Below are 24,749 nucleotides of genomic sequence, written 5' to 3'. Positions count from 1 at the left end.
CCAGAACTGCGCTAGTAATCGTCATACTCGTCCCTAAATTCCATTATATGCCAAACATGAGCCTTTGAATCGTGCAGACGATGGATTTTCGCATCGGTCTCAAGGTGGAGTTTCATCAAAAATACCAAAAGGATCGGCGGTCTAGAAAAAATGACGGCCGATCCTTTCGCTATAGGTAGGGGATATCTTACTCTGACCATATAAATCGGGGAGTGCGGCTGAGTGTGGCGGGAAGAACGCTCACATGATCTTCTCCAGTGAACTTTAACCACTCCAGATGCAGCCCTTTGTCTAGGAGCGGACTCAGGCTCTGGGCGACCTCTTCCGCACCTTTCAGCATATCCTCAAGCTCCTCTGCGCCAATGGTCAGCAAAAGATGTCGCTGATCCTCGCTTTGCCAGCATGCTTTAAATTGTTCCAGTTCCTTTAGCACCTCGTTATTGCCCCACCAGACGGATGGACTTCCAGAAGCATAATGCGTGAACAGACGCGGTCTTGTGAACAAGGCATGCAGCGTAAGCAGTCCCCCGAGGGAATGTCCAACTATCGCTTGCCGGGCTGGATCAATCGGCCATTCCTTGGCGATGACGGGCATCAATTCAAACTCGAGAAAATCGAGAAACTGGTCAGCCCCTCCATTTGGAGGCCACGGCTTACCATCTGGTCGTTCGGGAAGGTCTGCTCCGTCGACCTGCATCGTAAAGTCGCGGCAACGACGTTCCATATCGAATGGCTCCTTTGATGGATAACCAATTCCAATCACCAGAATGGGGTCATAGCCCTTTGGCTTTCGTGTTTGCAGCTTAACCGCCTCGGCAAGGGTCTGAAATGACGCATCACCATCCAATGCATAGATAACCGCGTATCCTTTTAACGGCGGTTCTTCTGTTGGCGTGGCAAGCAAAATCCGGTAGTCCAGATTCCTGCTCGATGTCATCCGGTATTCAAAGCAATGCTGTGGAATGTGAGGTGTTTCTGTCATTTTGCTCATGGCTGAAGGAACCTCGCTACATCGTCAATCACTTTGCCGTTGGCGATAAACCCGCCGCTCAGCCAATAGTCATTTGACGTTTCGAATACGTGACCGTTCTTCACTGCGGGAACGTTCTTCCACACTTCACTTTCACGCAGCTCATTGAAATAGCGATCTCCCTGATTGCCATCGTTGATAAGAAAAATATAATCAGCATCCAGCTCAGGCAAAATTTCCAGGGAAACTTCAAGAGCACCGTCTTTCACCAGGTCGCTTTGCTCGAAGCCCAAATCATGCTTCAGCACATACCCGCTGAAATAATTGCTGTTCATGAAAAACATGCCTTTTGCATTAAATCGAATAATCGCTGCTTTTTTCCCTTTAATCTTCCCTTCCAGCTTGGTCCTTGCATTTGCAGCTTTGTCGGCGTAGCTTTTTATCGCCTGCTCAGCCTTGTCCGACTCATCCAGCAATTTTCCGAGAGCGCGAAGTGAGCTGTTTAAATCGGTTGTTGCGTTCTTGAACACATACGTCGGAGCGATCTTCGCATACTTTTCATACGCGCCACTCTCGGATGCATATGAATTGTGCAAAATAATCAGCTCTGGCTGCGAATCCAGAACCGCCTCAAAAGACGGCAGCCCGCCGGCAAAGCTGATCTGCGGAACACTGCCGAGCTGATCCTGCAAATACACTTGCGGATTGACGCCGTTTGACCATTGCATCGTCGGCTTGATCCCCAGTGTAACCAGAGAATCCTCCATGATCGGAGCAAAGATTTTAGTCGGCTTGGACGGAATCTTAAGCTCATGACCAAGCTCGTCCTTTATCGTCAGCGGGTAGATATTTACTTTTTCCGTCGCATTCTTTACCACTTCCGTCGAATTGCTCGGTACTGCTGCCTCCTGTTTGGCGCTTTGCACGTTGCCCGTATCCGTTCCGCACGCGGCAAGCAGTCCAACTACCAAGACCAAAGACAAGACAATCGACCTGCGGGCATGCCGATTTCGCTGGTTCACCATGTTCATCATAAAAAGCCCCCTCTAAGCGATAATCATTCTCACAAGAAGGAATTATAAGGGTATCTCCCACGTAACTCCATGGACAGGAATAGGAGAGGGGGCTGGATTTTTCCCTGTTAACATCAAGGACGTCTCTTCCAGTATCCGATTGACCGCGATCGCGGAATATTCGAACCATGGATTGGAGGGGATGACATACATATGCCCGTTCTTTACCGCATTCAGCCCTTTCCACTTCGTGTGATGCTGCAAAGAAAGCCAAAACTTTCGGGTATCTGCATCTGGCCAAATCAACAACAGCATGCGATCAGGATTCATGTGCAGCAACTGTTCGAGTGTGATTGGTACATTGCATTGTTCCTTGAGCTCGGGAATTGTCTGCAGTAACAAATCCTGAAACAGTACGTCGCGAATTCCTCTGTTGCTGTAGAGATAGATTTGCGCCCCCGATATGCGCAGCGTGACAAACAGATCATCCCAGGCACTATGGCTTATACTTTCCCTAGCGTGTGCTGCTCTGGACTCATAGGTGTGAATCCATTGCTCACAAAGCTCCTGCTTGTCCAGTACCTCTGCTATTTGTCGCAATTGCTCTTGCCACTTCGTCGCTCCCATCCTGACGCATTCGATCCCCGAGATCATGAGCCGCTTGCGAACATCGTCATCATGATCATGCTCTACAATCAGGACGTCAGGTCTTGCCGCAAGCAGTTTTCTGAAGCTCTCTTCCTCCATGGACATGTCAGGTCCAGAAGAGCCTATGCGCACCTTGATCAGGTCCTGGTAGTAATAGTGATAATAGGGGCTCCATTTGGGATCAAGCGGAGCCGCAACAGGGATGACGCCAAGCGCGAGCAGATTTCCGATGGCTGCCGATGATGTGACCGCTACCCGCTTGTGAGCGTCCCTGCTGTATGCAGAAGGAGAGATGCCCACTACTTTCTTGAACTTTCTACTGAAATAAAACTCATCGGAGTAACCGACCTTGCGTGCGACCTCGTGCATATACAGATCCGAATCGCGAAGCAGCTTTTTGGCGTGACGGATGCGCAGCTCTGTCAAATAATCGTTGACGCTGTGTCCGTAAGCTTTCTTGAAAGCTTCTCCAAAATAGTTTGGACTGTGCCCAGTCAACTGCGCCAGGTCATGGATCGACATGGATTCAGCGAAACGCTCTCCCATATACGCACGAACCTCATCCAATGACATAGGTGTAGCGGTACTGCTTGCTTCGTTTTGGCTCTGTTCTTTGCTGGTCATACATCCTCACCTCCTGCACACTTTCACTATTTGTCATTAGCTATGCCATTATTTCTTGCCAGCTTCTCTCGACATAACTAAAGCGATCTTGTTGAATTTAATCAATAGTGATAATCATTATCATTTATGAAGTATACACTACACATTCTGGCCGGTAAATAGAAACCTGCTGTTGTCCTTTTTCCCATAAAAAAGGGAGCGCTGACCCAAACGGGTTCGAGCACTCCATTTTCTTAGCAGCTTACGTATTCGCATTTATCAATCGTCTTTTAGCATCTTACATGCTTGCGTTTGAAGCCAAGCTGGTTTTTATCTACTGCCTTCTGAATATTTTCTGAAGCGCTCAGAAATTTGCTTTTTCCATTGCTTTGCTTGACTTCTACTAGACCTACTTCCTTCGCGGTCTCGACCGCCTTATCATGGAGTGGCATATAGGATACCGCTACAGTGTAAATGAAGTTATTCATCGCGTATTTCGCTCGCTCTGGAGTTTCGTGAATCGTATTTTTTACCGTCTCAAGCATAGTGGCAAGCTTGCTCTCCGAAAATTCACTGTCCTGTCGATTGCCCAAAAGCCAGCAGTAACAGCTCCAGCCCGCTGACCTTCTCAGCTCTTCGTCGCTTGCGATCCATTTATCGGCAACCTCTTGAGCAATATCTGCTTCTGCCAAGGTTACAGCAACTACATAATCGGACAGCATGTAAAAATACGCTGTGTCCATCCAACGCTCAAAATCCGCCTCCGACATCGCTTTTGGGTCTGCAATGATGCCAGCAAAGTACATGGCATCATAGTTTCCTGTGGCGTAAAGCTGCTCTGCCAACGGTTGATTGATTTTAATTTTTTTGAACATAGGCTTCATCTGGCCAGTCGCCACCCCAAAAAGCGGTTCGTGCGCCCCATTGGATACGTATATTTTCTTTGTTCGTTCTTTGCCCAGCGCTTCAAGCTCCTGCATAACCGTTTCTACGTTCATTGTTTCATACTCCCTTCTTTTTTTCGAAAATTTACTTATAAGATGAGAGCCAGGAATCGGTAGGGAGATGCTCTGAAAAGATTAAATCCGGTTCCGTTTACAACAAATGCATCTTGGCTTCCGCCTCGTCCCACGGCACCGAGTAGCCTGCCCCTTTGGCACAGAAGATCGAGGAGGAGGTATAGAGCGGATCGGCATCCTTGTTGTAGCCTTTCCTCTCAATCACTTCCTCCGTATTATGGCAAAGGTCGTAGCCGCCAAACACACAGCGGATACTGCCTCGTCCATGCGTGAAGGAAGCAAACTCGGTGCTGTAGTTCATAAATGTCGACACGGGCACTCTCCCCGTAATGATCGCATGGGTATCCGATGTCTGCGGTGGCTCAAACGTACCTGAGAAACGCTGAATATCAGACAGCACCCTCCCGATCTGCTCGATTCCCACCTTGATTTTGAAGTCATAGTACGGTTCCAACAAGATGTTGTCTGCTTTCTCCAGTCCCTGCCGCAGTGCGCGGAAGGCTGCCTCACGGAAGTCGCCCCCATGAGTATGTTCTTTATGCGCAGCACCTTTTACCAGCGTGATCTTCATATCAGTAATCGGCATGCCAGTTAGCAGTCCATGATGCTCCCGCTCGTAGAGATGAGACCCGACCAGATTCTGATAGTTAAAGCTCAGGTCATCAGGATGACAAACGCTGGCGAAGTGAATCCCACTGCCTCGTTCTCCCGGTTCTAGCAGAAGGTGCACCTCCGCATAATGCCTGAGCGGTTCGAAATGTCCATATCCCGTCACTGCAGATCGTATCGTTTCTTTATACAAGATTTCCGGTTGGCCAAAAGAGACAGCGAAACCGAAGCGCTCCTGCACGATCTGCTCCAGCACTTCTAACTGGATCAGACCCATGACGCGGATGTGAATCTCCTGCAGATTCTCTTCCCAAACCAGGTTCAGAGACGGGTCCTCTGCGTTCAAAATGCGAAATACACCGAGCACCTGCTGCACGTGAAGCGAACTGTCGAATTGTACCTTCGACTGTAGCGTCGGCTCGGTCTCGTAAGCAAACTTGTCTGCGTATTGCCCCACACCTTGTCCAGCCTCTGCCTCAGACAAACCGACGACTGCAAACAGATCGCCAGCTGTAACTTGATCAACCGACTGCGTTTTGCTGCCGTTAACCGATAAGATTTGTGTAATTTTCTCTTCGTATTGATTTCCGCCGCTCTCATAGCTGAGCTGATCCCGTACCTTTAGCATGCCGCTCATCGCTTTGATGAACGTTTGCCTCAAACCGTTTGCAGCGTATCGAATTTTATAAATACGGCCCCCGAACGGAGCTGTTTCGTCATAAGACGCCGTCGTCAACAAGTGCAGCTGATCCAGGAATTCAGCAACGCCCACGTCCTGCAGTGCCGAGCCATAGGCGCAAGGGAAAAGACGTCCCTCTCGTATATTATCCTGCAAGGCACCCAACCAAAAAATAGGGTCATCCATCCCCTCCAGAAAGGATTCCAGCAAAGACTCATCTCGCTCCGCCAGCATCTCCCGCAGCCCCTCACCGACGATACTGCCCGCGAAGCCTTCCGTGATAGAACAGACATCCCCGGTCAACTGACGACGAATCTCCTCCATCGTTTTGTCTGCATCCGCGCCAGTTCGATCCGTTTTGTTGATGAAAAAGAACGTGGGAATCCGATGCTTGCGCAGCAGCTGCCAGACTGTTTCGGTATGGCCCTGTACACCTTCTACTGCACTGACAATCACGATCGCATAATCCATTACCCCCATCGCCCGCTCCATCTCGGAGGAAAAATCGACGTGTCCAGGCGTGTCGATCAAATAATAAACGTCACCTTTAACGTGCATAACCGCCTGATCGGCGAATACGGTAATCCCTCTTGCCCGCTCAATGTCGTGGCTGTCCAGAAAGGCATCTTGATGATCCACCCGGCCCCGCGACCGGATGCTGTTCGTATGGTATAGCAGCTGTTCTGCGAAAGTCGTCTTGCCCGCATCCACATGAGCAAACAAGCCGATTGTTAGACGCTTCATGTAAATCCCTCTTCCGTCATGCTCGAACTAAAATTTCTTCCTTTATTAAAACATAAGAGGTGGGCGTGGGAATAGGGCGGGCAAGCGCGTAAGAGCCCGAATGATTGAACTGGCAATCACTCAGGCTCTTCTTTTACGAATAAAGCAAATATTGAGCTACCTCATCCAAAATACGATTAATGCCTGTAGGACCATAAGAACCAATCCACACGGACGAATCCACTGTATACACGCACTGCTGCTTCACGGCGGAGAGTGAACGCCACTCTGTACTGTGCTGCACGGTGGTTGTCCAATCCTTGAACATGTCATTGCACAGTAGAAAATAATGATCGGCATTTACTTCCGGCAGCACGTCAAGAGAAATTTGGTAGGCAGTATCGGAAGCTTCCTCTATAAAAAATGGCGCAGACAATCCCAAGTCCTCGTACAATACCGCTCCCGTACGATGAGCTGCAGTATGCACACGAATAGATGCATCACGCGGGCGAATGAGAGCCACCCGCTGACCTCTTAGCGTATTGGCAAGCTCTGCAGACAATCTGGCTGCCTTCTCGCAATATTCCAGTAAAATTTGGTTTGCTTCCTCCGTTTTATCTGTAATCATCCCGAAAATCCCCAATATGAACCGCCAATCCTCGTTCCGTTGAAACATAACGGTCGGTGCCAATCGGCTTAAATGCCCATAATGCTGCTCATGAGCCTCCGTGCATACAATCAGGTCAGGCTGTAGCATGGAAATCGAACCCATATTGGGCTGTTCATACGTTCCGAGCACTTCCGTTTGCCCAAGCTTATCCTGCAAATAATCCGGAAAGCCAATGACAGTGCCTCCAATACCTACGCTGCCAACAGGCCGTTCATTCAGCGTGATCAGTTGATCCGCATATTGCACATCAAGCACGACAATCCGTTTCGGCGACTGTCGTAATGAAAGCTCGCCTTTGACATGCTTGATAACCAGGTTTTTGTCGGCAACAGCGGCCCTCCGATAGGAAAGCGGACTAATCCCATAGTATTTCTTAAAAGCTCTACTAAAATAAAACATATTGCGATAACCGATGCTTTCGGCAATTTCACGAACAGTTGCCGCAGTGTGCTGCAGCAGCTGTGCCGCATGATTCATCCTGATTTTTATTACATATTCCATCGGTCCGATCTGTTCCTGTTGTTTAAACCATCTTTGCAGTTGTCTCGAGCTGCAATGCACAAGCTCCGCCATCTGATTCAGTCTCAGATCCTGGTTGTAATGCGCATCAATGTGCCTGATAACAGTACTTACTGCTTCTGATGGATTTTGGTAGCCGTCAGTCTGCAACTGCTTCAACAGTTCATAGAGCAGCCCTTGCAGAAGCGCATTAGCATGGAAGCCTTCAAGGCCTTGCCTCATACTCCATTTTTGCTCGATTTGCTCCACAATCTGGTAGAGCGTCATCCGCTCGGCAAGACTCACGCCAAACTGCACCTGTAAAAGATTAGACCCGTCAATATGCTGGGCCACCTCTCCCCTATTCAGGTGCATAAGCTCGGCCCTGTAATAGATGGCGATATATTCGATTGGCTGTGTAATCGCACCAAAATCAATAACCGCACTCCTGCCAGCATGGCAAACAAAAAACGGGGAAATCGTATAAGGGGTTCCGTCTATGAACAGCCTTCCATGCCCTCTGCTTACAAAGAGCAGCACGTTTGCTGGCAAACAATAATTAGGAAGGGCGTTGCCAGAAAGCATGCTTCCTCGCTTCACATCGAGCAGCTTGATTGCCGTATCGTTACTCAGCAATACGTGTTCCTTTATTGACATTGATCTCATCTCCAAGTAGACAGATTCGTTCTTGGAGCTATATGCTTGTGAGGCTTTATGTACGTATTTATCATTTTAGATGATAATCATTCTCATAGTCAATACTGCTAGTCTATCAGATTGACATCACCTCTTGCTACGTGAAATGAGCATTTATTGTTTGGGACATTTCAAGCAATACTCGGGCGCCATTTGATAGTAGAGGCAGCAAGTCAAACGCCTACTACGCCCGACGATACAGCCCCCTTGGTCTTTATTTACAAACGAGGCAAACGGATTTTTACTCATGCCAAACAGCTCTCCCGGAGCGTTCATTGCAAGAAAAGAGAAATCGTCTCGCAACAGCTGACGTCTTGATTCATCCTGCTCTTCGTCATAGCTATATACGGGAGCGACGCGCACCATCACATTCTCCCACAGTGTCGCTTTCGATACCGAGCCCACCACAGCTACGGTTTTTATGAATGGCGTCAGGCAATCCGCGAACAATTCTTTTATGATACCTGCTTGCCACGATTCTCTATGATTGGCGTCAGGTACTGTAACTCGTGCATCAGACAATACCATGTACGGAAAAGCGGAGCCAGCAGACGAAGCAGCCAAATGAAAGAGATGACAATGCTCGGGACGAATCCCGATTCCTTTATTGTAATAGGTCGCAGCGCTGAGTACTGGAGTCACGAGCAGATTAGCCACCCTTTTTACTAGCATGGAGGATGCTACTCTAACGGTTCCAGACCCGATATGCTCCGCAAGCCATTCCACGTACGCCCTGCATTTTTCCTCATTCAGCAGCTCGCCCAAAGCCAGCACCTGTATGCTTTGCTGCGAAACCTCTCCCATAGTCAAATGGTAATCATCCATAAGCTTTTTCCAGTCATCTGACAATAGAAATGAATTCATCCCCTATTGCTGTCCCAATAAGGATTCTGCAATTTGGCTGGTAATCATGTCGATGGCAATTGGTCCATAATAGGCAATCCATAATGTCGAGTCCACCTTATAAACCCGATTGTTCTTTACCGCCTCCAAGGATTTCCACGTTTTCGAACTTTCCAGATTTTCGACATCTGCTGCAAACATCTTATCGGACAACAAGAAATAATGATCGGCTCCAACCTCGCCAATAGCTTCCAAGGAAATTTCGTACGCTGTGTCATCAACCTTTGCAACAGATGGGGGAGTGTTCAAGCCCAAATCGTTATAAAGAATGGCCCCTGTACGATGCTTGGGGGTGTGTAGACGTATCCCTTCTTTTCTTGGGCGAATAAGCGCGACTGTCTCAGTACCCAGCTTGGCAGCAATCTGCTCCTTGAGCTTGGAAACTTTATTTTCATAGGCTTGCTGGACAGCCTGTGCCTCTTTTTGCTTGCCCATGATTTTTCCCATGGTGTTCAACGTCACACGCCAATCTTCATTAAATTCAAGCACAAGCGTCGGTGCGATTTTGCTTACATTGTCATACACTTTTTCTTGAAAGTCCGTCATGAGGATCAAATCCGGATTTAATTGCACGAGCGCTTCCAGGTTCGGCTCATCTCGCGTGCCCAGTACCTTCACGTCACCTAGCCGATCGCTCAAATACGCTGGAAAATCCTTATCAGAGCCAGCGGTAGTCACACTTCCAGCCGGCTGCTCCTTTAGCGCAACCAATTGATCGACGAATTTAGTGTCTAGGACGGCAATGACCTCTGGCTTTTTCTCTAGTGTATATTCACCCTTCATGTGGGGAATGGTCACGGGAAAGGCAGTATCTCCTGCGGGCTTCGGAGTGGCCTCGGCCTCAGTCGTCGGTGGTGGTGACGCAGCAGTCCCACTTGACGTATTGACGCTGTTTCCTCCCGAGCTGCATGCCGTCAGCAGGAGCATGAAACAAATGAGTCCTGTTGTTAATTGAGCAGTTATGTAGTTTCTCTTCACTTATATATCCCCTCTTCTTTTTAATGATAATGATTTTCATTCTCTATTTTATATGGATTCGTTCTCTTTTCAATGAAAGTTTGCGACATATAGCTTTTCATTTTGCGACGGATATTTTGGTGATTCTTGATCAGCTTCTGGGAGATAGCCATATGAAACGACATTTACGTAAACAAAAAAATAAGAGGGGCAACCTCGCCCCTCTTTACTACGATCCTGTCAAAGCAGTTTTTGGTAATCGCGTTTACTATAAATAATACGTCAGATTTCTACGAGATTGTCCATTACAGCGTAGAATACAAGGTAATTCTCAACAACAAGTATTCGGTACTGATCCTTGAGCCCTCTATTACTTTTATAATGATGTCCGGAAAAAGGGAAATATTGTAAATAAGAAATAGCCTTATCTAGCTTATCAACAAGATGTATGGCAGCTTCAGGTGCATGGAGCTGTTCACTAATATACTGAACAATGTCTACCAAATCTGATTGTGCCACTGCAAGATAACGTATGTCGTACCTTTTCTCCACCATCTGTCCCCCTTTAATCTTTAGTGTTAATGCCCAGCCGTTCAAGCAATCTCTCCTACTTCATTCATGAAGTCAATAGGATAGGACGGGATTTCAAGTTGTTCTATATCATGGAACAAATTGGTTGTCAAAAAAGCAATAAACTGGGGGCAACCATCCCCCAGTTTCATGTAATCATTTATGATTTTTATCCCTTACGAAGACGTTGTCTTAATTGCTTAAACACTTCATCGTGGCTATAACGAACATCTGAGTTCTTCGCTTCGATTTCAGCCTCTTGAAGCTTTGCAAGAATCTCGTTGTTGTACTGCATATCCTCATAATGCTCAATACTCATGACCACCATGTCGCCGTGTCCATTTTTTGTAAGAAACACCGGTTCACGATTCTCGTGAACGATCTTTGATATTTCAGCGAAGTGATTACGCAGGTCGGATATAGGTCTGATTTGCGGCAATGCCCCCACCTCCTGACATGATTTTATCATTATTATGATAATCATTCAACTTTATCTTTATGCAACTAAGGATGACTTTTCGGGAGCTCATGAAAAGCTAATCGAATAAGTCCGCATATTTAATTGCCATATTTATTCCCCTCTTGCACCACGCATCCACATCAAACGTAGCCGCGCTGCTTCAACAACGTCCAGTGTTCAGCATCGAGTCCTGACTTCATCGCCTTCAGCGGGTCGACCTCACCAGTATTGTCGGCGAAGGCCACGACGAAATCGTCAGTCAGCGGCAGTCCGGCGTGCTTTGCCATTCGGAGAACCTCTGGCACAAGTTGTTTCAGAACACGCATCGCCGATGTGTTGCTTTGCTTCATGTCCATCAGTTGGGCATGAAGAAGGCAAGCTTCCCGAAGTTCCTGGCCATCGAACCAGTATTCGTGGTCTTCGCCCTGCACGTCTCGGATTTCATCCGGCGCCCACAAGTAGTAGGACACATCCTCACCGCGCTCGACAACTGATTGTCGATAAGATTCCCGGCCCCAAACCAGGAACGGCGGCCATGCGGCGCCCAGATCCTCATGGGTATAGCACAGGAGCAGGCAGTATAACTTCTCCTCCTGTGGAATGTTATCTAGTGTAGTTTCAATGGCCTGAAGCAACAGTGATTTCACCCTGGCCTCGACTGTGGCAAGCGATTCTCCCTTGGGCAGACGCAAATAGGTGAGCCTTTCCTGACCCGTCGGTTGACCCTGCTCGTCCGTGTACTGCAAAACAATCCGTTCCAGATGGTCCTGTGCATCGTAGCTGAAGACGTATTGGCTGTACCACGACTCATCCTCTTCCTGCCAATGGCGGCTGAAACTGCGTAGCAAGCGGCCATCCTCGTACTCCATGCGTGTGTCCGCACCGCGATAGCCCATATGCAAGTGATTGGTAGCCAGTTGCCCATCCTGATAGCCATATTGCGTTACCGATCCGATTCTCACGTCATCGTTGTGAACGTACCACTGCACACCTGTGCGCCGATCCACCTCGTACAACCAGACCGTTTCTTGTATGCCAGGGCCGCACTCAATCACGATGCGGTCTTGTGCATCCAAGCCATGGCGGATGTGCGATGTCGGATTGGCTCGGTCATCGGCCACCCATCGTGGACTGGAGCCGCCATACAGCTCGCGGGCGAAGGGCATTTCAAAAGCCATCGATTCGGTCGCCCAGCGCCATGTAACAACTTGCGTACGCGCTTCTGTCCTCAGCTTTTCCCATACACTCTTTTTATCAAAAAACGATTTCAGAAACTCCGAAATGGCTTCATCGTTTAACTTGTATTTTCTTTGTTCCATTGGCTCTGAGCCCCCTTTAACCTATAGATAATTCTCGACACTTATTTTCACAAATCATTCGCTGCATCCTCTTTTTGTTCTAAATCATCATATAAGTCGAACGAAAAACGTCCTGCTGACCGCTTCTCTTTTTCCTCTTCATTCGATCTCTCCCTATCACCACCAGGATGGAACCTGAGACACATCCCGCCGTTCCTCTGTTCTCAACTCCACCGGTATATGGACTTGTTTCGCTATCGCAAACAAATGCTGTAGAAACGATTCCCATTCGTCTGCAACTACGCGACAGGGCAAGGATGCGATTGTCTTTTCTTTATCGTTATGCTGCATAAATGAAATATACATATTGGTTGACCCTTGCCCGCTAACTGTTGGATCAACAACAATACGGCTGACTGCCGATAAATCAAGCTGCTTTTTTCGCAGCGTAATCGCAGGCGGCTGCTGCTCAAAATCAATGCGCTCCAGCTTCGTACCGAAGGCCACCCTATCCGAGGCAAGAAACGCTTGCTTCGCTGTCTCCCACTTGCGAACCTTTTCCATATTGCGCTTCCCATTACAATGCACCAACCAATTTCCAGCACCGTTGTCTCTCTCATAGCATGTCAAATCGATTCGGTAGGCTCCCTCAGGAGTTCGAATATCGTATACTGCTAACCACCTAAGGATATTACCGTGGCGGTTTCGGAAATAGTGCTGGTTCACTCCCAAAATACTACTGCTCGTAAGCTCTACGTCTTTTCCCCCGAGTCGAAATCTCAGTACCCCACCCTCAAAACGCATTTGTTCTGGTTCCAAGGCACGATTTTTACAACGCCGAAAACCGAGAATAACACTCAAACTGAAAACACCAAGGCAAATCAATAATGTAGCGAACTGGATCTCCAAAAAAGCGTTCAAATTCCACGATCCTATAAAACCCAGCAGTTCAATCACCAGCAACACAACATAAAGGAAAATCGCAAACACCATGCTTGCTTTGCATGCCTCTAGCAAGCGTTTAGAGAACGGATCACGCAGAAATACTTGATCTACCATCCATGCCTCCGGCGGCCCATTTCTCCTTTTCTTCTTCATCCTGCTCCTCCTGCCAGTGAATCCTTCTTCAGAATCCACCGCCGCAGCTGCTGCTCAATGCGATCCAGTGCTTGCTCTTCATCTGATGATAGACTGCCACATAATATACGACGGTAAGCTAATCGCCCCTGAGCATACCTCTTCTCCACATACTGGATTACTTCATCGGATGCCTCCTCAAGTGAGAGCATTGTTGTTCCGTCAATAAACCTGGCAAAGACAAGTACATCTTCTCCATCAAGCGTAATCGTAAGGAAAGGAACATAAACCTCTTCGAAGCCTGACGATAAGTCCTCTTCAGATACCGTATAGATGTTCGACGAGAGGTCGGGTACAGGCTCCTGTTCCTTTTTGTTTCGTTTTCTACAAAACATACGCATCACTCCTCGCTTTCACGGTGCAAAATATACCCAGAACTATTTCGGAGCTTTTTCACCCTTTTGTGTTACTACGATACGATAGTACCTGTCGTTTCAAATATTTACCACAAAGCATGTGTGATCATTTCCATAAAGCAAAAATAACCATTCACCTACTCAATGAGAATGGTTCAGAGCTAGATGAAGTATTTCATTCATATTCAACGGAATCCAAACATAACCCCCTTCAGAATCCAAAGGCTCTTGAGTAATGGCTTTTGATAAAGATGTAAAGGGAACACGAATCGCTCGCGTCCCCTTTGTCCTCAACCCTCCTAATCACTCACCCAAATCTCTTATTACTCAACTAACAGACCGACTCCACATGTGTAGAATAAGTAAAATGGACATGAAGGAGTATCAAAACGATAAATAGAATACACAATAACAAATTAAGGAATAAAAAAAATCAGGAGGGAATCATGGGCAGATTAGTTCATTTCGAAATTCATGTAGATGACATGGGGCGTGCTAAACAGTTTTATGGCGAGGTATTTGGGTGGGCATTTGAAGATTGGAGTGAATATGCTGGAATGCCTTATTTTGGAGCTGTGACTGGCGGTGCAAACGAGCCTGGAATAAACGGAGCTTTAATGCAACGTCAAGGCCCTTCCCCAGAACCTGGCCAGGCTGTGAATGGCTATGCCTGTACAATGGGAGTGGAAGATTACGATTCAACTGAAGCAAAAATTCTAGAAAATGGAGGCAAGGTCGCTCTTCCAAAGTATGCTCTGCCTGGAATGGCGTGGCAAGGATATTATATGGATACCGAAGGCAATGTTTTTGGTATTCATCAGCCAGATGTGAACGCAAAATAGAATCTTTTTAAAATATAAACTAGAAATAGTGATTTTATGTTTGAAGAAAGAGAGTACTTTAAAAGCGGTACTCTCTTTCTTTTGATAAAAACTAGTACGCTTTGTAAGAATGAACATACTTTATTATTTCCTTACAAGCAATACACAACACTCCACATGCCCCGTATGCGGGAGCGACTTCGCGCTTTTTCTTTGAAACCCTTGATTTTCAAGGGTTTTTCCCGTTCACTTCCGTTCGTATCTGAGTGTATTTTTGGGATTCCGAGTGAAGTTAGTCCCCATTTCGTCCCCAATCGTCCCCTACTTCTTTGAAGGTGGGGCATCTTTATTTTCCTCCATCATTTGCTTAGTTATTTCGTTGATCTTCTTCTGCGCCTCAAACCGTAACTTGCCCTTGCTACGTTTGATTTTATCTCACTGATTAAAAAGATATTAAGGGATTTTAAAATCATTTAAATACATTTGTTTGTGAAACTTAAGACAGTAGAGGGTTTTAAAACCCCTCCAAATTCCTCCAATGCTTTAAAATTAAATATACCAACGCCCAGAATCTACATCTGGGCGTTGGTATCACATTATTAAATAATAATAAGCTAGACTAGGTATCTAATCAACTACTTATGTGTACTCCGATTTATTCTGACTTTTCGTAAGTCCATTTCCCATTATTCTCGTCATACTTAATATTAAAAGACATAAAGTCCCCGTTATCTCTGTAAAAAGAGAAAGAACCTTCTGTATATTCTTCATCTAATAAAATTACAGGAATAGTATCACCTTTTTTGGCGTACGGTCGTGCAGCATCTCGTAGTTGTTATCAAATAACACAGTAGTAATATGGCACTCACCCTCAACAGCCTGTTGTTTGGCAAGCATGGAGTTATAGCCACCGATGGTGTCTTTCTCCAAACCTCCCATAGAACCGCTCTTGTCCAATATAAATACTAACTCAGTTAATCCTTTTTTCATTGAAATGTCCTCCTCAAGTTTTATTGTGACTTAAGGATAACATTTCTAAATTGGTATCAGGTCGCTTGAGGAGCGACATTCAATCCAATTCAAGTGCTGATCTTATTAAGTTTAACATTTCTTCCCCATGAGCGATTGCCACTTCTTCCGTCCATGCGTTGGCATCGGTAGTTGAGTCGGCCATTCTTCTTAGTTTCAGGCTTTGTCCATCAATCCCATTACGAAAATTTGCCTTTTTAGCAAGTGGCAAGTTATTCGAAAACTTAGAGTTTAATCCACTTGAAACAAGGCAGAGGTTACCGAAATGATTCAGTTCTTGCTCGTCCCATCTGACATTGCTGTCGATGGGATGCTGCGGATACCAATGTTCCACCGAATTACGGAATTCAAATTGGAAATCCTGCTTCGTTTTTTGCCACAACAAGTAATCCAAGTAATTGAACACTATGTGCGGAGTGATCAGCCCAGTAGAAAACTCACCATCGTTCATATATTCACGCACTGCTGCTTTTGCGATGTTTTCCAGCTTTTCTGAATGCTCATACGAGTCATACCCATCCATATCAAAATAGAGCCACGCAAGAAACTCTGTAGTCCAATGCATAACCAGTGGGGATGTATACGTTACCCTTAACATGGATTGCAACATTCGACTTGCGATTGAATTAGTAACATCCACATAATACGCTTTTGGCTGCCTCTTAGCATATTTTTTACTATTGCTCCATGAAACCTTGAGTGTTTTAAGACTCCATCTTCCTTCCGTATCGTCGCCGCTGAACTCCCTTTTGAGCATATAATTATCGAACAAGAATCTACATCTTAACAAGCATAGCCCGAAACGCTCTACCGTTTTGCCTACGTGCTTATTGCGAGGAAATACTGCTTCGAAACGCTGTATGAGTTTTTTGTCGTCAATCAGTTCCCCGCTCCACGTTTTTTTAGCAACCACTTCAGCCACATTTTCCTCTACTTCAAAAATCTTTAATACGTGCAAGAGAAAATGTCGGAATGTTAAAAAACTCTCAAAACGTATATTGTCCTCATCTGATTTATCGAGGCGAGATGTACTCAGTGATGTAACGTCTACACTATCGGCAATCTCGCTTATTGAACGCAATGCCGTGCTGTCGGTTTTGTCGCTTGCTAAGTAATATCCGTCAGAATCATCAGGATAACAATCCCAGTCATATCCAAAGTAGTGATTTCTCTCGGCTACGACAAAGTGCATCTGCACATAGCCGGCCATATCACTGCAAGCGTCCCAAATCCGAGCAAAAGCATCCCTTTTCATTCCATCGGTTATCATCTCTATCAATCTGGACTTTACGATATCTTGCTGCTCCAGTTGCTCGCCACGATTGTTCATGATTTCAAAATATTTGTTCAGGTCGGTGTTTGGCGGGACGATTACTCTCACAAGGCTAACCTTTTCCAGTTTCCACTTTAATTCGGCAGATTTAAGAGTTCTTGAGGAAGCCTCAACTTTACCGAGAATCTTCTTTGATACGACGTCGAAACCTGACAATATACAGCTATCGGCATCTTGACGCCAGCTGACCTCATCGTTGTTTCTCAACCTCTCCAGCGTGTAATCAGACTTCGGGCGGTATTCGAAAGAGATAGCGTCTCTCTCAAACGGAATGTCCAGAGCGGTCAGCAACAAGTATAGAGCGGTCAACCGCTGCTGACCATCGATAACCTCAAACTTTCCATCATTGCGCTCGAACACAATTAGGTTACCAAGATAGTAGTTATCCGTCTCGAAGTTTAGTATATCATCAATTAACTGCTCAATTTCTTTATCCTCCCATGCAAACGCCCTCTGATAAAGTGGAATTATGTACTTGGTCTTGCTGAAAATATTTCCTCCCGAGAAAACGATTTTAATGTTGCGGACGTTTTTCACCATCATTCAACACCTCCCGACAAACCCATTATTCTCTGCACTTTACTTAAAAGTAGGATTTTATCGTCGCTACTGGGAGAATACCTTATCTCTTCCGAAGACAACATAGGAATCATTATTCTTAATACATCCGACTCCTTCATACACTTTTGCAACAAATAGAACATTGGAATTGTTTCTTTGTCACCAACTTTTTCGCCAATGGCGTAATTTCGCACTGTATCAAAGCCTAACTTCTGCATTTGCAAACGGACCATAAAAGCCCAAGCGTACAGCCGTTTGATAACGCGGTCGTCAAAATTCCTGAATCTGTCGCAGTAGTACAACACAACACAATAAAACAATTGTTTGGCATAAGAGAATCCAACGCCTGTCCCACTCAGGAACAGGTCAAGTTCCGCCTTCGAAACAGCCGCCTTCACATCCGAAAGCAGATTCAGGTAATGCTCTACGTATTCAAAAAAGTTTTTGCCTGATACAAAGGTCTGGTCAATTTGAAATACTGGCATCCCCTTAACCGTTCGCATAGCATAGTAGTATTGTAAATCAAAGCTGACGCCTTTGAATTCGTCAATATCAGCGGATGTGAACCTATGACCTTTATCTTTTTCAATCCAATGTTTTATGGGGAACAGGTAATATTGAAAGAGAATATGAATTTCCTTTGGATCCGTTCTCTCCCATTTGTCTACCGTGTGTTTCATTTCGTTTGGATGGTCGCGCATTTCTCGCAAATGAAACGCTTTCAATAAATCATGGGGATCCAGAGCCCTACCACGCGTGTTCTGAGAGTCAAATAGTTGGAATGCTTCGGGGAGACTTTTCGTGGCGACAACTACAAACTCTAAGTCACTCGACACCGCTTCAATAAAACGTTTTTTTTCAATTGAACTTTTCTCAGCAAAATATGACCTAATTGCCAGGAAATTACGTCTGATATTCTCTTCCGATACCTTGGAAGAGAGTTTCGTCTCTAATATTGGCACACTACCTGATGCATCCAGAGCCTTGCAAATAAGGGCTAGTGTAATAATTCGCTGTTGCCCATCAACGATATTTAATGCTCCGTTAGTTTCATCGTTGTGCAGAATAATCGTCCCAACGCGATACTTGAAATCAGGATATTTGTTAGTCTGATCTATGGCAAATTCAAGGTCTTCCATAAGAGCAGACACATTTTTAACACTCCACTTATATGGACGCTGATAGTTAGGCAAATTAAGATTTTTCAGCTGAAGAACCGTATCGACTGACACAATTTCAGGATGTTCAAACAACTCATCACCCTCCTAACAGTGGCTGATCATAGCTGAACAGCACTTCATTAATCTCGTATATGTTGTAATTGCAACTCGTAATAAAATATTGGATGATCACGTCAAACTTCTGGCTTCTCGAGAGGACATACCCCGCTCGCTCCAAGAGGTCGTCTGTTTCATCCAGCGACAACTCCATAGCCACAGCAAGGGCTATGGCGGTACACTTGCTCGGCATATAACCCTTGTTCCTTCGGATTTTTGAGAACAGCTTACGGTCGAGGTTCGCACGTTTATAAACCTCAACATCCGTCTTGCCCTTGGCGTCAATCAGTCGAAATAGTGTCTCAGCGAACGGCTCGTCAAGATCACCTACCAAATCCTCAAGCCCGCCGGTCTTCATCTCTTCGAAGATTATAGATTTAGGAGCATCAGCATCGGCCGCCTTTATAGCGTCCAGCTCGACCTGTAAAAACTGATTTTGGCGACGGTAATCAACATAGTCATCTACGTAGTTTTCGTCTATGAATGCCTTGACCTCACCGAGTAACTTCTTGCTCACATCAAACGCAGCCTTGTCGAACATCACAAGAAATACTTCAATATCGTGGTCGACAAGAAAATCCTGAATCGCAGAGGTGGCAACACGGAGAGCTTCTGCTTTCGGGTAACCATAGATACCGCTTGATATCAGCGGGAAAGCAATGCTTTCACAACTGTTTTCCACGGCACGTTTCAGGGAATTGGTATAGCAAGAACGGAGTAGTCCGTGTTCGCCATGCTTACCGTCACTGTAGACCGGTCCCGCGGCATGAATAATGTACTTCGCCGGAAGCCGGAACCCAGGTGTAATAACAGCTTCACCAGTCTGAATCGGAGCGAGTTTATCACAAGCAACTTGAAGTTCGGATGCTCCCGCGGCTTTGAATATGGCTTCGCAGACGCCGCCTCCCATCTAGAGCATAGTATTCGCCGCATTGACTATAACATCAACTTTTATTTTAGTGATGTCCTGTCGGACTATGGTAAATGGCATATTTTAATTACCTCTAATGATTTGATTATCATCAATGATGGTTAATGTTTATTACTTGGAAGACGTTGAGATAGACCTGCATCTTCCAGTCTCTTATTCCATTGATATAAGGTTTCATCCGAATGTTCAACTAACAACCATCTATATACCATGTGCTCATGCGTCATTTTCCATTGGTGTCCAGCCTTCAAAATTAAATCCTCAGCATAAAACTGATGTAGATTTAATCCAATACATAATGCCATGACCGCTGGTAACTCCTTAGTTAACGCTTCCTTATTCCTGTAATCACTAATTATTCTAGAACTTAATCCAGACCGTTCAGCTAGAACCTCATTGGTTATGCCTCTTCTTTTTATATGACACTCCAATGTTCTTGAAAAGCTCCCTGGCATATTCATTAGTTCTTCTGAAATTTCTTTGGAGAAAGCGATTATTTTTGCTGTCTCCTTTGCACGCTCTTGTGCATTTTGATTATCGATATAGTTGGGATTGTACTCTGCCTCTACAAAATTGACAGCATTAACATCCCTACAGAGAAAGCACCTTCTATAAAAGGAATCATCATACAGTTTGCTGATTCGATTTGTTCTATCAAAGATCAAACAGCACTCATCAACATTCTCTAATGCATACTCAGTCAACTCTATTGAGCCATCTTCGCAACGTAGCACATATTGGGGATCGTTAATACAGAACATGGCATTTACATAAACAACTTTACCTGAGTACACCATATCAGAAAGACCCTGCGACATTTTTACTACATTAAAAGCATTCATCTCATCAATTACAAACGTTTGATTCTTTCCTAATGTGCCTCTTCGGAAGGAATATGGCGGATAGTATCTACCATCGACATATACAAAAGTCCCTGCTGCCTGCTCAAACCCAATGTCAATCGCTCGTAGTTTTGCTGATAATTTGGATACGCCAAAAAAACTAGCGAGTTCCTCAATTGCAAGTTGCAAAAATTCAGCATTTCGTAGATCTTGCTTTTCACCCTGTAACCGTATCAATATTTCATTCAATTTCTGTTTTGTGGTTTTTAAAGGCATTAAGATTCTTGGTGTTAGAACGTTTGCCTGCCATTCCATCCAGTGTAAGGCATTATCAATCCCTACCGTATCTTTTCCATATTCCTCAACTACATCGCAACTTATTGAAATCACGTCGTTATTCAGCAGCTTCTGTAATTCGAAAAAGTTTGCATGGAGATCATGGTGAACACACTCATGAACAATTGTATTATTTTCAGAACCAATATTTCTCATAAAAAATACATTGGGATTTACCAATATGGTTCCAACATCAATATTTTCTGTTCGCGTGTGTATCATATCCTCCTCGAATACTTCCACCTGAGCCTCACCAAAGTATGACCTACCGAAAATGTTATCCGGCAAAGGTGCATAATACATAGTTAGACACATATTGTCCAGCAGCTCGGCCATGTCTAATGGCATTGGATTCTCCAGTGCTTCTGGATAGTATTTTTGCAAGAATCTCTCAGCTTCATTATCTAGGTCTTCTGAATATAAATAAGGGACTAGGTACCTTGATAATGCGTTTTCTTTGCTAAATCTCTCTTTGCTGTAATCCCTAACATCAATTATCATGACTTTTCGAAGGCCCGATATTAGATGTCCATAGAAGGATAAAATAAACCATTTAGACTGCCTATCTGCTTCATAGTCACGTTTACCCATCCCTTTTAAAACAATTTCAGCCTGGATAGTAGCATTGAAAAAAATTTGACGGTGTTCGATACCATAGAATGTTATACTTCTTACACGGATATTCTCTACCTCAATGTATGAGGGATCTAATACATCATAAGAATCAAGCGATCTTCTTCCTTTTTGAAGGATGGAGTTTTTTATGGCTTGATGCATTTCATCATAATAAATATCTTCGAGATAAGCTTCGAATGATCTATAGTTCTTATGCACCTTATCACCCCCGCCTGATTCTCATCACATCTGGTCTCCGAATTAATAATACTGCTCAATATACTGATAGGCTTTATCAAAGACTTCTTTGTCTTTAATTTTGTATTTGACCCAGACAACACTCCGAAGAGCTTTCTTCACTTCCTGTTTTCCTGCTGTTGTACCCTGCCAACCATCGAATCGTACAATTTTAACGATATCATCTATATCGCCAACAATTCGTTCGACGATAATCGGTGTCTTTGAATTCCTCAAACCATCAAAAAGCTCCGTTAACGCGGCCTTGCCTTTATCTATTTCTTCCTCAGGCACTACTTCTTGTTCAGCTTCCGCAGCTTCGCGAGCAAGCTCTAATAGCAGTTTAAGAAACTCAATACTGGTTATTAGTCCTTGTTCGTGTTTCTCGCGGAGATTCTCAAGTTTTTCTCCTAATTTAACGAATTTAATCTCATTACTATGTTTTTGAATTCTTGCGACCAAATCAATTTCAACTTTGATCGTTGTCTTTCTCAGATCTTTTTGTTTTTCAATAAATTCATCGATTAAATCTGCATCCATCGTAAGAATTTCCATATCATCATGTACTTCTCCAACTTGCAGATTCTCGTGAACTAGTTCCAATGTTTTCGCCCCAAGAGAAGCCCAGATCAACCCGCCTCTGCCATCTGTAGGTTTCACGGATTCGAATACTCTTGTCAGCCATTGATAATCGAATTTCATTGAATTCAGAAACGGATCTGGCGATAGCGCATCCCACGCTCGATTGAGCACTTTATAATCGGCTCCAAATTCGTCCTTGATTTTATTGTTTGGCAAACATTCTTGTGCAGCAATTAAACCTTCCCAACCATCTATAGTACGGTCTACTCCCATAAAATAACTCAAACATTTACGCATTAGTGCAGGGATCTGCTTTTTGACTTCTTCAATGTTCGAGATGACTTTTTTCATACTCGATTCATCAAAGTCCAAAGCTGTTGCTACATTATCAAAAATACCTATATAGTCAACAATCAAACCATGAGTCTTACCTTCATCATAGGTTCTGTTAGTACGACAGATGGCCTGCAGCAAATTATGATCTTTCATTGGCTTATCAAGGTACATAGCCTGCAATATAGGTGCATCAAAACCAGTAAGAAGCTTTGACGTTACAATAACAAGCTTTAAAGGGTCGTTAGGTTCTCTAAACCTGTCTAAAACCTTTCCTTCTGCATCCCTATCACGTTTATACGCTTTATATTTATCCTCTTTGTCATTATTTGTGTCCATCACGATGGTAGTTGCTTCCGGACCTAGCAATTTATCAAGTTCTTCTTTATACATAAGACAGCACGCTCTGTCATAACAAACAACCTGACCTTTGTATCCATTCGGTTCAATTTTCTCTCGGTAGTGCTTCGCTATATGCTCACATATCTTTCTGATACGCTTGCGGTCATACATAATAGCTTTCATGTTGACTCTCCGAGACAGCTCTGCTTTATCTTCGTTAGATAAATTCTCTGTTAATGCTTCAAATTCAGCATCGAGCTTTTCTCTATCCACATGTAGGTCAACTGGTACTGGTTCGAAATTCAATGGTAGCGTCGCATTGTCACGGATTGAATCCGAGAAGGAATACTTGCTCATATATCCACTCTTATCCTCAACTGCACCAAATGTATTGAAAGTATTCTTATCAATACGGTTAATCGGTGTACCTGTAAGGCCAAAGAAAAACGCATTCGGAAGAGCAAGACGCATCTTACTACCTAGATCCCCTTCCTGAGTTCTATGAGCTTCATCCACCATAAGTATGATATTGTCTCTAGGGTTAAGTTCCTTTTTAACATCACCAAACTTAAAGATTGTTGTTATTGCGATCTTTCTCTGGTCCCCTAAGAAAAAGGATTCTAAGTCGTCCTTTGAGCCAAGACTGACAAGATTAGGAATATCAGACGCATTAAATGTTGCAGTTATCTGTGTCTCTAGGTCAATTCGGTCATCAACGATAACTATGGTTGGATTGTTTAATTCAGGCATCATTCTAAGTTTTTGTGCTGCAAAAACCATCAGCAATGATTTACCCGAACCCTGAAAATGCCAGATAAGACCTTGTTTCGGGTATCCAGCCTTTACACGTTCCACAATAAGATTCGCACCTTCATATTGTTGATAACGACATATGACTTTATATTTGCGATACTTTTTATCAGTTGCAAATAATGTAAAGAACTGAAAAATGTCCATGATCTTTTCAGGTGTAATCATATCTTCAACACTGATTTTCACATCGGCAAGACTTCCTTCACTTTTATGGTCCGGAGTATGCCATGGCCCCCACATTCCAACCGGCATACAAACTGAACCATATCTGTAACTTTTGCCTTCTGTAGCGAAATTGAATATGTTAGTTACAAACATGCCTGGTATGCTTTTTTCATATGCAGCTATATCTCTAGCAGCATCCAACCATGTAATAGAATTACGAACAGGCGTTTTTAACTCACCAATCGCTACAGGAAATCCATTAATCAATAGAACAATATCTAGCCTCTTACCGTTCTCTTTTTGTGGATATACCCATTGATTGGTGACAACATATTCGTTCAACACTAGGTCTTCTTTAGTCATCGTCCCAAAGAATCGAATAGGAATCATGCGTCCATCTTTACCGAATGGGTATGAATTCTCTTCAAAAACCATCTTCTTAAACATTTCATTCTGTGTTACTAGGTTGTGCGGCTGAACCGTTAATATTAATGTACGCAGTTTATAGATAACTTCATCTGCGCGGGATGGTTCTTCAGCAATTTCAGGATTAAGACGAATGAGCGCCTCTTTAACCATAGTCTCAACCATTACGTCAGAATATTCACGTTGTAATTCTTCGGCGGGGATAAACTTCCAACCATTGTTTTTGAGCGATGTAAGAACCATTTGCTCCATAGTGTTGTCTTCATTAAACATTAAGTAGCCCTCCAATCTTAGATA

At 44.5% G+C, this 24,749-nt stretch carries 20 protein-coding genes; 1 reads left to right on the top strand and 19 read right to left on the bottom strand.

What is annotated here, in order from left to right; all coding sequences use genetic code 11:
• Positions 1–187: 187 nt before the first annotated feature.
• The 13 genes from ADS79_RS01515 to ADS79_RS01455 all read right to left on the bottom strand — a co-directional run bounded on the left by ADS79_RS01515 (position 188) and on the right by ADS79_RS01455 (position 13,788).
• Positions 188–991 carry an alpha/beta hydrolase gene (locus ADS79_RS01515; protein ID WP_049736645.1) on the bottom strand — a complete coding sequence of 268 codons (804 nt, stop codon included), beginning with the start codon at positions 989–991 and terminating at the stop codon, positions 188–190.
• Positions 988–2,004, bottom strand: coding sequence for an ABC transporter substrate-binding protein (locus tag ADS79_RS01510; RefSeq protein WP_049736644.1), 1,017 nt, complete (start codon positions 2,002–2,004; stop codon positions 988–990). The genes ADS79_RS01515 and ADS79_RS01510 overlap by 4 nt, the downstream gene beginning before the upstream one ends.
• A 42-nt stretch (positions 2,005–2,046) precedes the next feature.
• Positions 2,047–3,255: an ABC transporter substrate-binding protein gene (locus ADS79_RS01505; protein ID WP_049736643.1), complete on the bottom strand. Its 1,209-nt coding sequence runs from the start codon at positions 3,253–3,255 to the stop codon at positions 2,047–2,049.
• 269 nt (positions 3,256–3,524) lie between these two features.
• Positions 3,525–4,232, bottom strand: coding sequence for a DNA alkylation repair protein (locus ADS79_RS01500; protein ID WP_049736642.1), 708 nt, complete (start codon positions 4,230–4,232; stop codon positions 3,525–3,527).
• Between the two features lie 97 nt (positions 4,233–4,329).
• Positions 4,330–6,285 carry an elongation factor G gene (locus tag ADS79_RS01495; RefSeq protein WP_049736641.1) on the bottom strand — a complete coding sequence of 652 codons (1,956 nt, stop codon included), beginning with the start codon at positions 6,283–6,285 and terminating at the stop codon, positions 4,330–4,332.
• Positions 6,286–6,418: 133 nt separating this feature from the next.
• Complete coding sequence (locus ADS79_RS01490; protein ID WP_049736640.1) at positions 6,419–8,089, bottom strand: AraC family transcriptional regulator; 1,671 nt, start codon at positions 8,087–8,089, stop codon at positions 6,419–6,421.
• 153 nt (positions 8,090–8,242) lie between these two features.
• A complete protein-coding gene (locus tag ADS79_RS01485; RefSeq protein WP_141260898.1) occupies positions 8,243–8,992 on the bottom strand; it encodes a (2Fe-2S)-binding protein in 750 nt (249 codons plus the stop codon).
• A gap of 3 nt (positions 8,993–8,995) precedes the next feature.
• Entirely contained in the window at positions 8,996–10,009 is a 1,014-nt protein-coding gene (locus ADS79_RS01480; RefSeq protein ID WP_049736638.1) for an ABC transporter substrate-binding protein, read from the bottom strand.
• Positions 10,010–10,270: 261 nt separating this feature from the next.
• The gene (locus tag ADS79_RS01475) at positions 10,271–10,585 is read right to left on the bottom strand and encodes a type II toxin-antitoxin system RelE/ParE family toxin (protein ID WP_236699847.1); all 315 of its coding nucleotides are present in this window, start codon (positions 10,583–10,585) and stop codon (positions 10,271–10,273) included.
• Positions 10,586–10,727: 142 nt separating this feature from the next.
• Positions 10,728–10,997, bottom strand: coding sequence for a type II toxin-antitoxin system Phd/YefM family antitoxin (locus tag ADS79_RS01470; RefSeq protein ID WP_049736637.1), 270 nt, complete (start codon positions 10,995–10,997; stop codon positions 10,728–10,730).
• A 161-nt stretch (positions 10,998–11,158) separates the two neighbouring features.
• The gene (locus tag ADS79_RS01465; protein WP_201783395.1) at positions 11,159–12,337 is read right to left on the bottom strand and encodes a hypothetical protein; all 1,179 of its coding nucleotides are present in this window, start codon (positions 12,335–12,337) and stop codon (positions 11,159–11,161) included.
• Between the two features lie 156 nt (positions 12,338–12,493).
• On the bottom strand, positions 12,494–13,414 hold the full coding sequence (locus ADS79_RS01460; RefSeq protein WP_049736636.1) for a hypothetical protein: 921 nt from the start codon (positions 13,412–13,414) through the stop codon (positions 12,494–12,496).
• Positions 13,411–13,788, bottom strand: a complete 378-nt coding sequence (locus ADS79_RS01455) for a hypothetical protein (RefSeq protein WP_049736635.1) — start codon at positions 13,786–13,788, stop codon at positions 13,411–13,413. The genes ADS79_RS01460 and ADS79_RS01455 overlap by 4 nt, the downstream gene beginning before the upstream one ends.
• Positions 13,789–14,255: 467 nt before the next feature.
• On the opposite strand from ADS79_RS01455, the gene ADS79_RS01450 reads away from it, so the two are divergent.
• Positions 14,256–14,651 (top strand): VOC family protein, encoded by a 396-nt coding sequence (locus ADS79_RS01450; protein WP_049736634.1) that lies wholly within the window; start codon positions 14,256–14,258, stop codon positions 14,649–14,651.
• 759 nt (positions 14,652–15,410) lie between these two features.
• On the opposite strand, the gene ADS79_RS01445 is transcribed toward ADS79_RS01450, so the two are convergent.
• The 6 genes from ADS79_RS01445 to ADS79_RS01420 all read right to left on the bottom strand — a co-directional run bounded on the left by ADS79_RS01445 (position 15,411) and on the right by ADS79_RS01420 (position 24,725).
• Positions 15,411–15,620, bottom strand: coding sequence for a hypothetical protein (locus ADS79_RS01445; RefSeq protein ID WP_049736633.1), 210 nt, complete (start codon positions 15,618–15,620; stop codon positions 15,411–15,413).
• A gap of 79 nt (positions 15,621–15,699) precedes the next feature.
• Complete coding sequence (locus ADS79_RS01440) at positions 15,700–17,535, bottom strand: DUF262 domain-containing protein (protein WP_049736632.1); 1,836 nt, start codon at positions 17,533–17,535, stop codon at positions 15,700–15,702.
• Positions 17,532–18,806, bottom strand: a complete 1,275-nt coding sequence (locus tag ADS79_RS01435) for a DUF262 domain-containing protein (protein WP_049736631.1) — start codon at positions 18,804–18,806, stop codon at positions 17,532–17,534. The genes ADS79_RS01440 and ADS79_RS01435 overlap by 4 nt, the downstream gene beginning before the upstream one ends.
• 4 nt (positions 18,807–18,810) lie before the next feature.
• Positions 18,811–19,740, bottom strand: a complete 930-nt coding sequence (locus ADS79_RS01430; RefSeq protein WP_307725595.1) for a macro domain-containing protein — start codon at positions 19,738–19,740, stop codon at positions 18,811–18,813.
• Positions 19,741–19,862: 122 nt separating this feature from the next.
• Positions 19,863–21,773, bottom strand: a complete 1,911-nt coding sequence (locus ADS79_RS01425) for an ImmA/IrrE family metallo-endopeptidase (protein WP_049736630.1) — start codon at positions 21,771–21,773, stop codon at positions 19,863–19,865.
• Between the two features lie 42 nt (positions 21,774–21,815).
• Positions 21,816–24,725, bottom strand: coding sequence for a type I restriction endonuclease subunit R (locus ADS79_RS01420; protein ID WP_049736629.1), 2,910 nt, complete (start codon positions 24,723–24,725; stop codon positions 21,816–21,818).
• Between the last annotated feature and the right edge of the window lie 24 nt (positions 24,726–24,749).

The sequence above is a fragment of the Brevibacillus reuszeri genome (genome assembly GCF_001187725.1).
Taxonomy (GTDB): domain Bacteria; phylum Bacillota; class Bacilli; order Brevibacillales; family Brevibacillaceae; genus Brevibacillus; species Brevibacillus reuszeri.
This window is presented reverse-complemented; position numbering and strand designations above follow the sequence as displayed.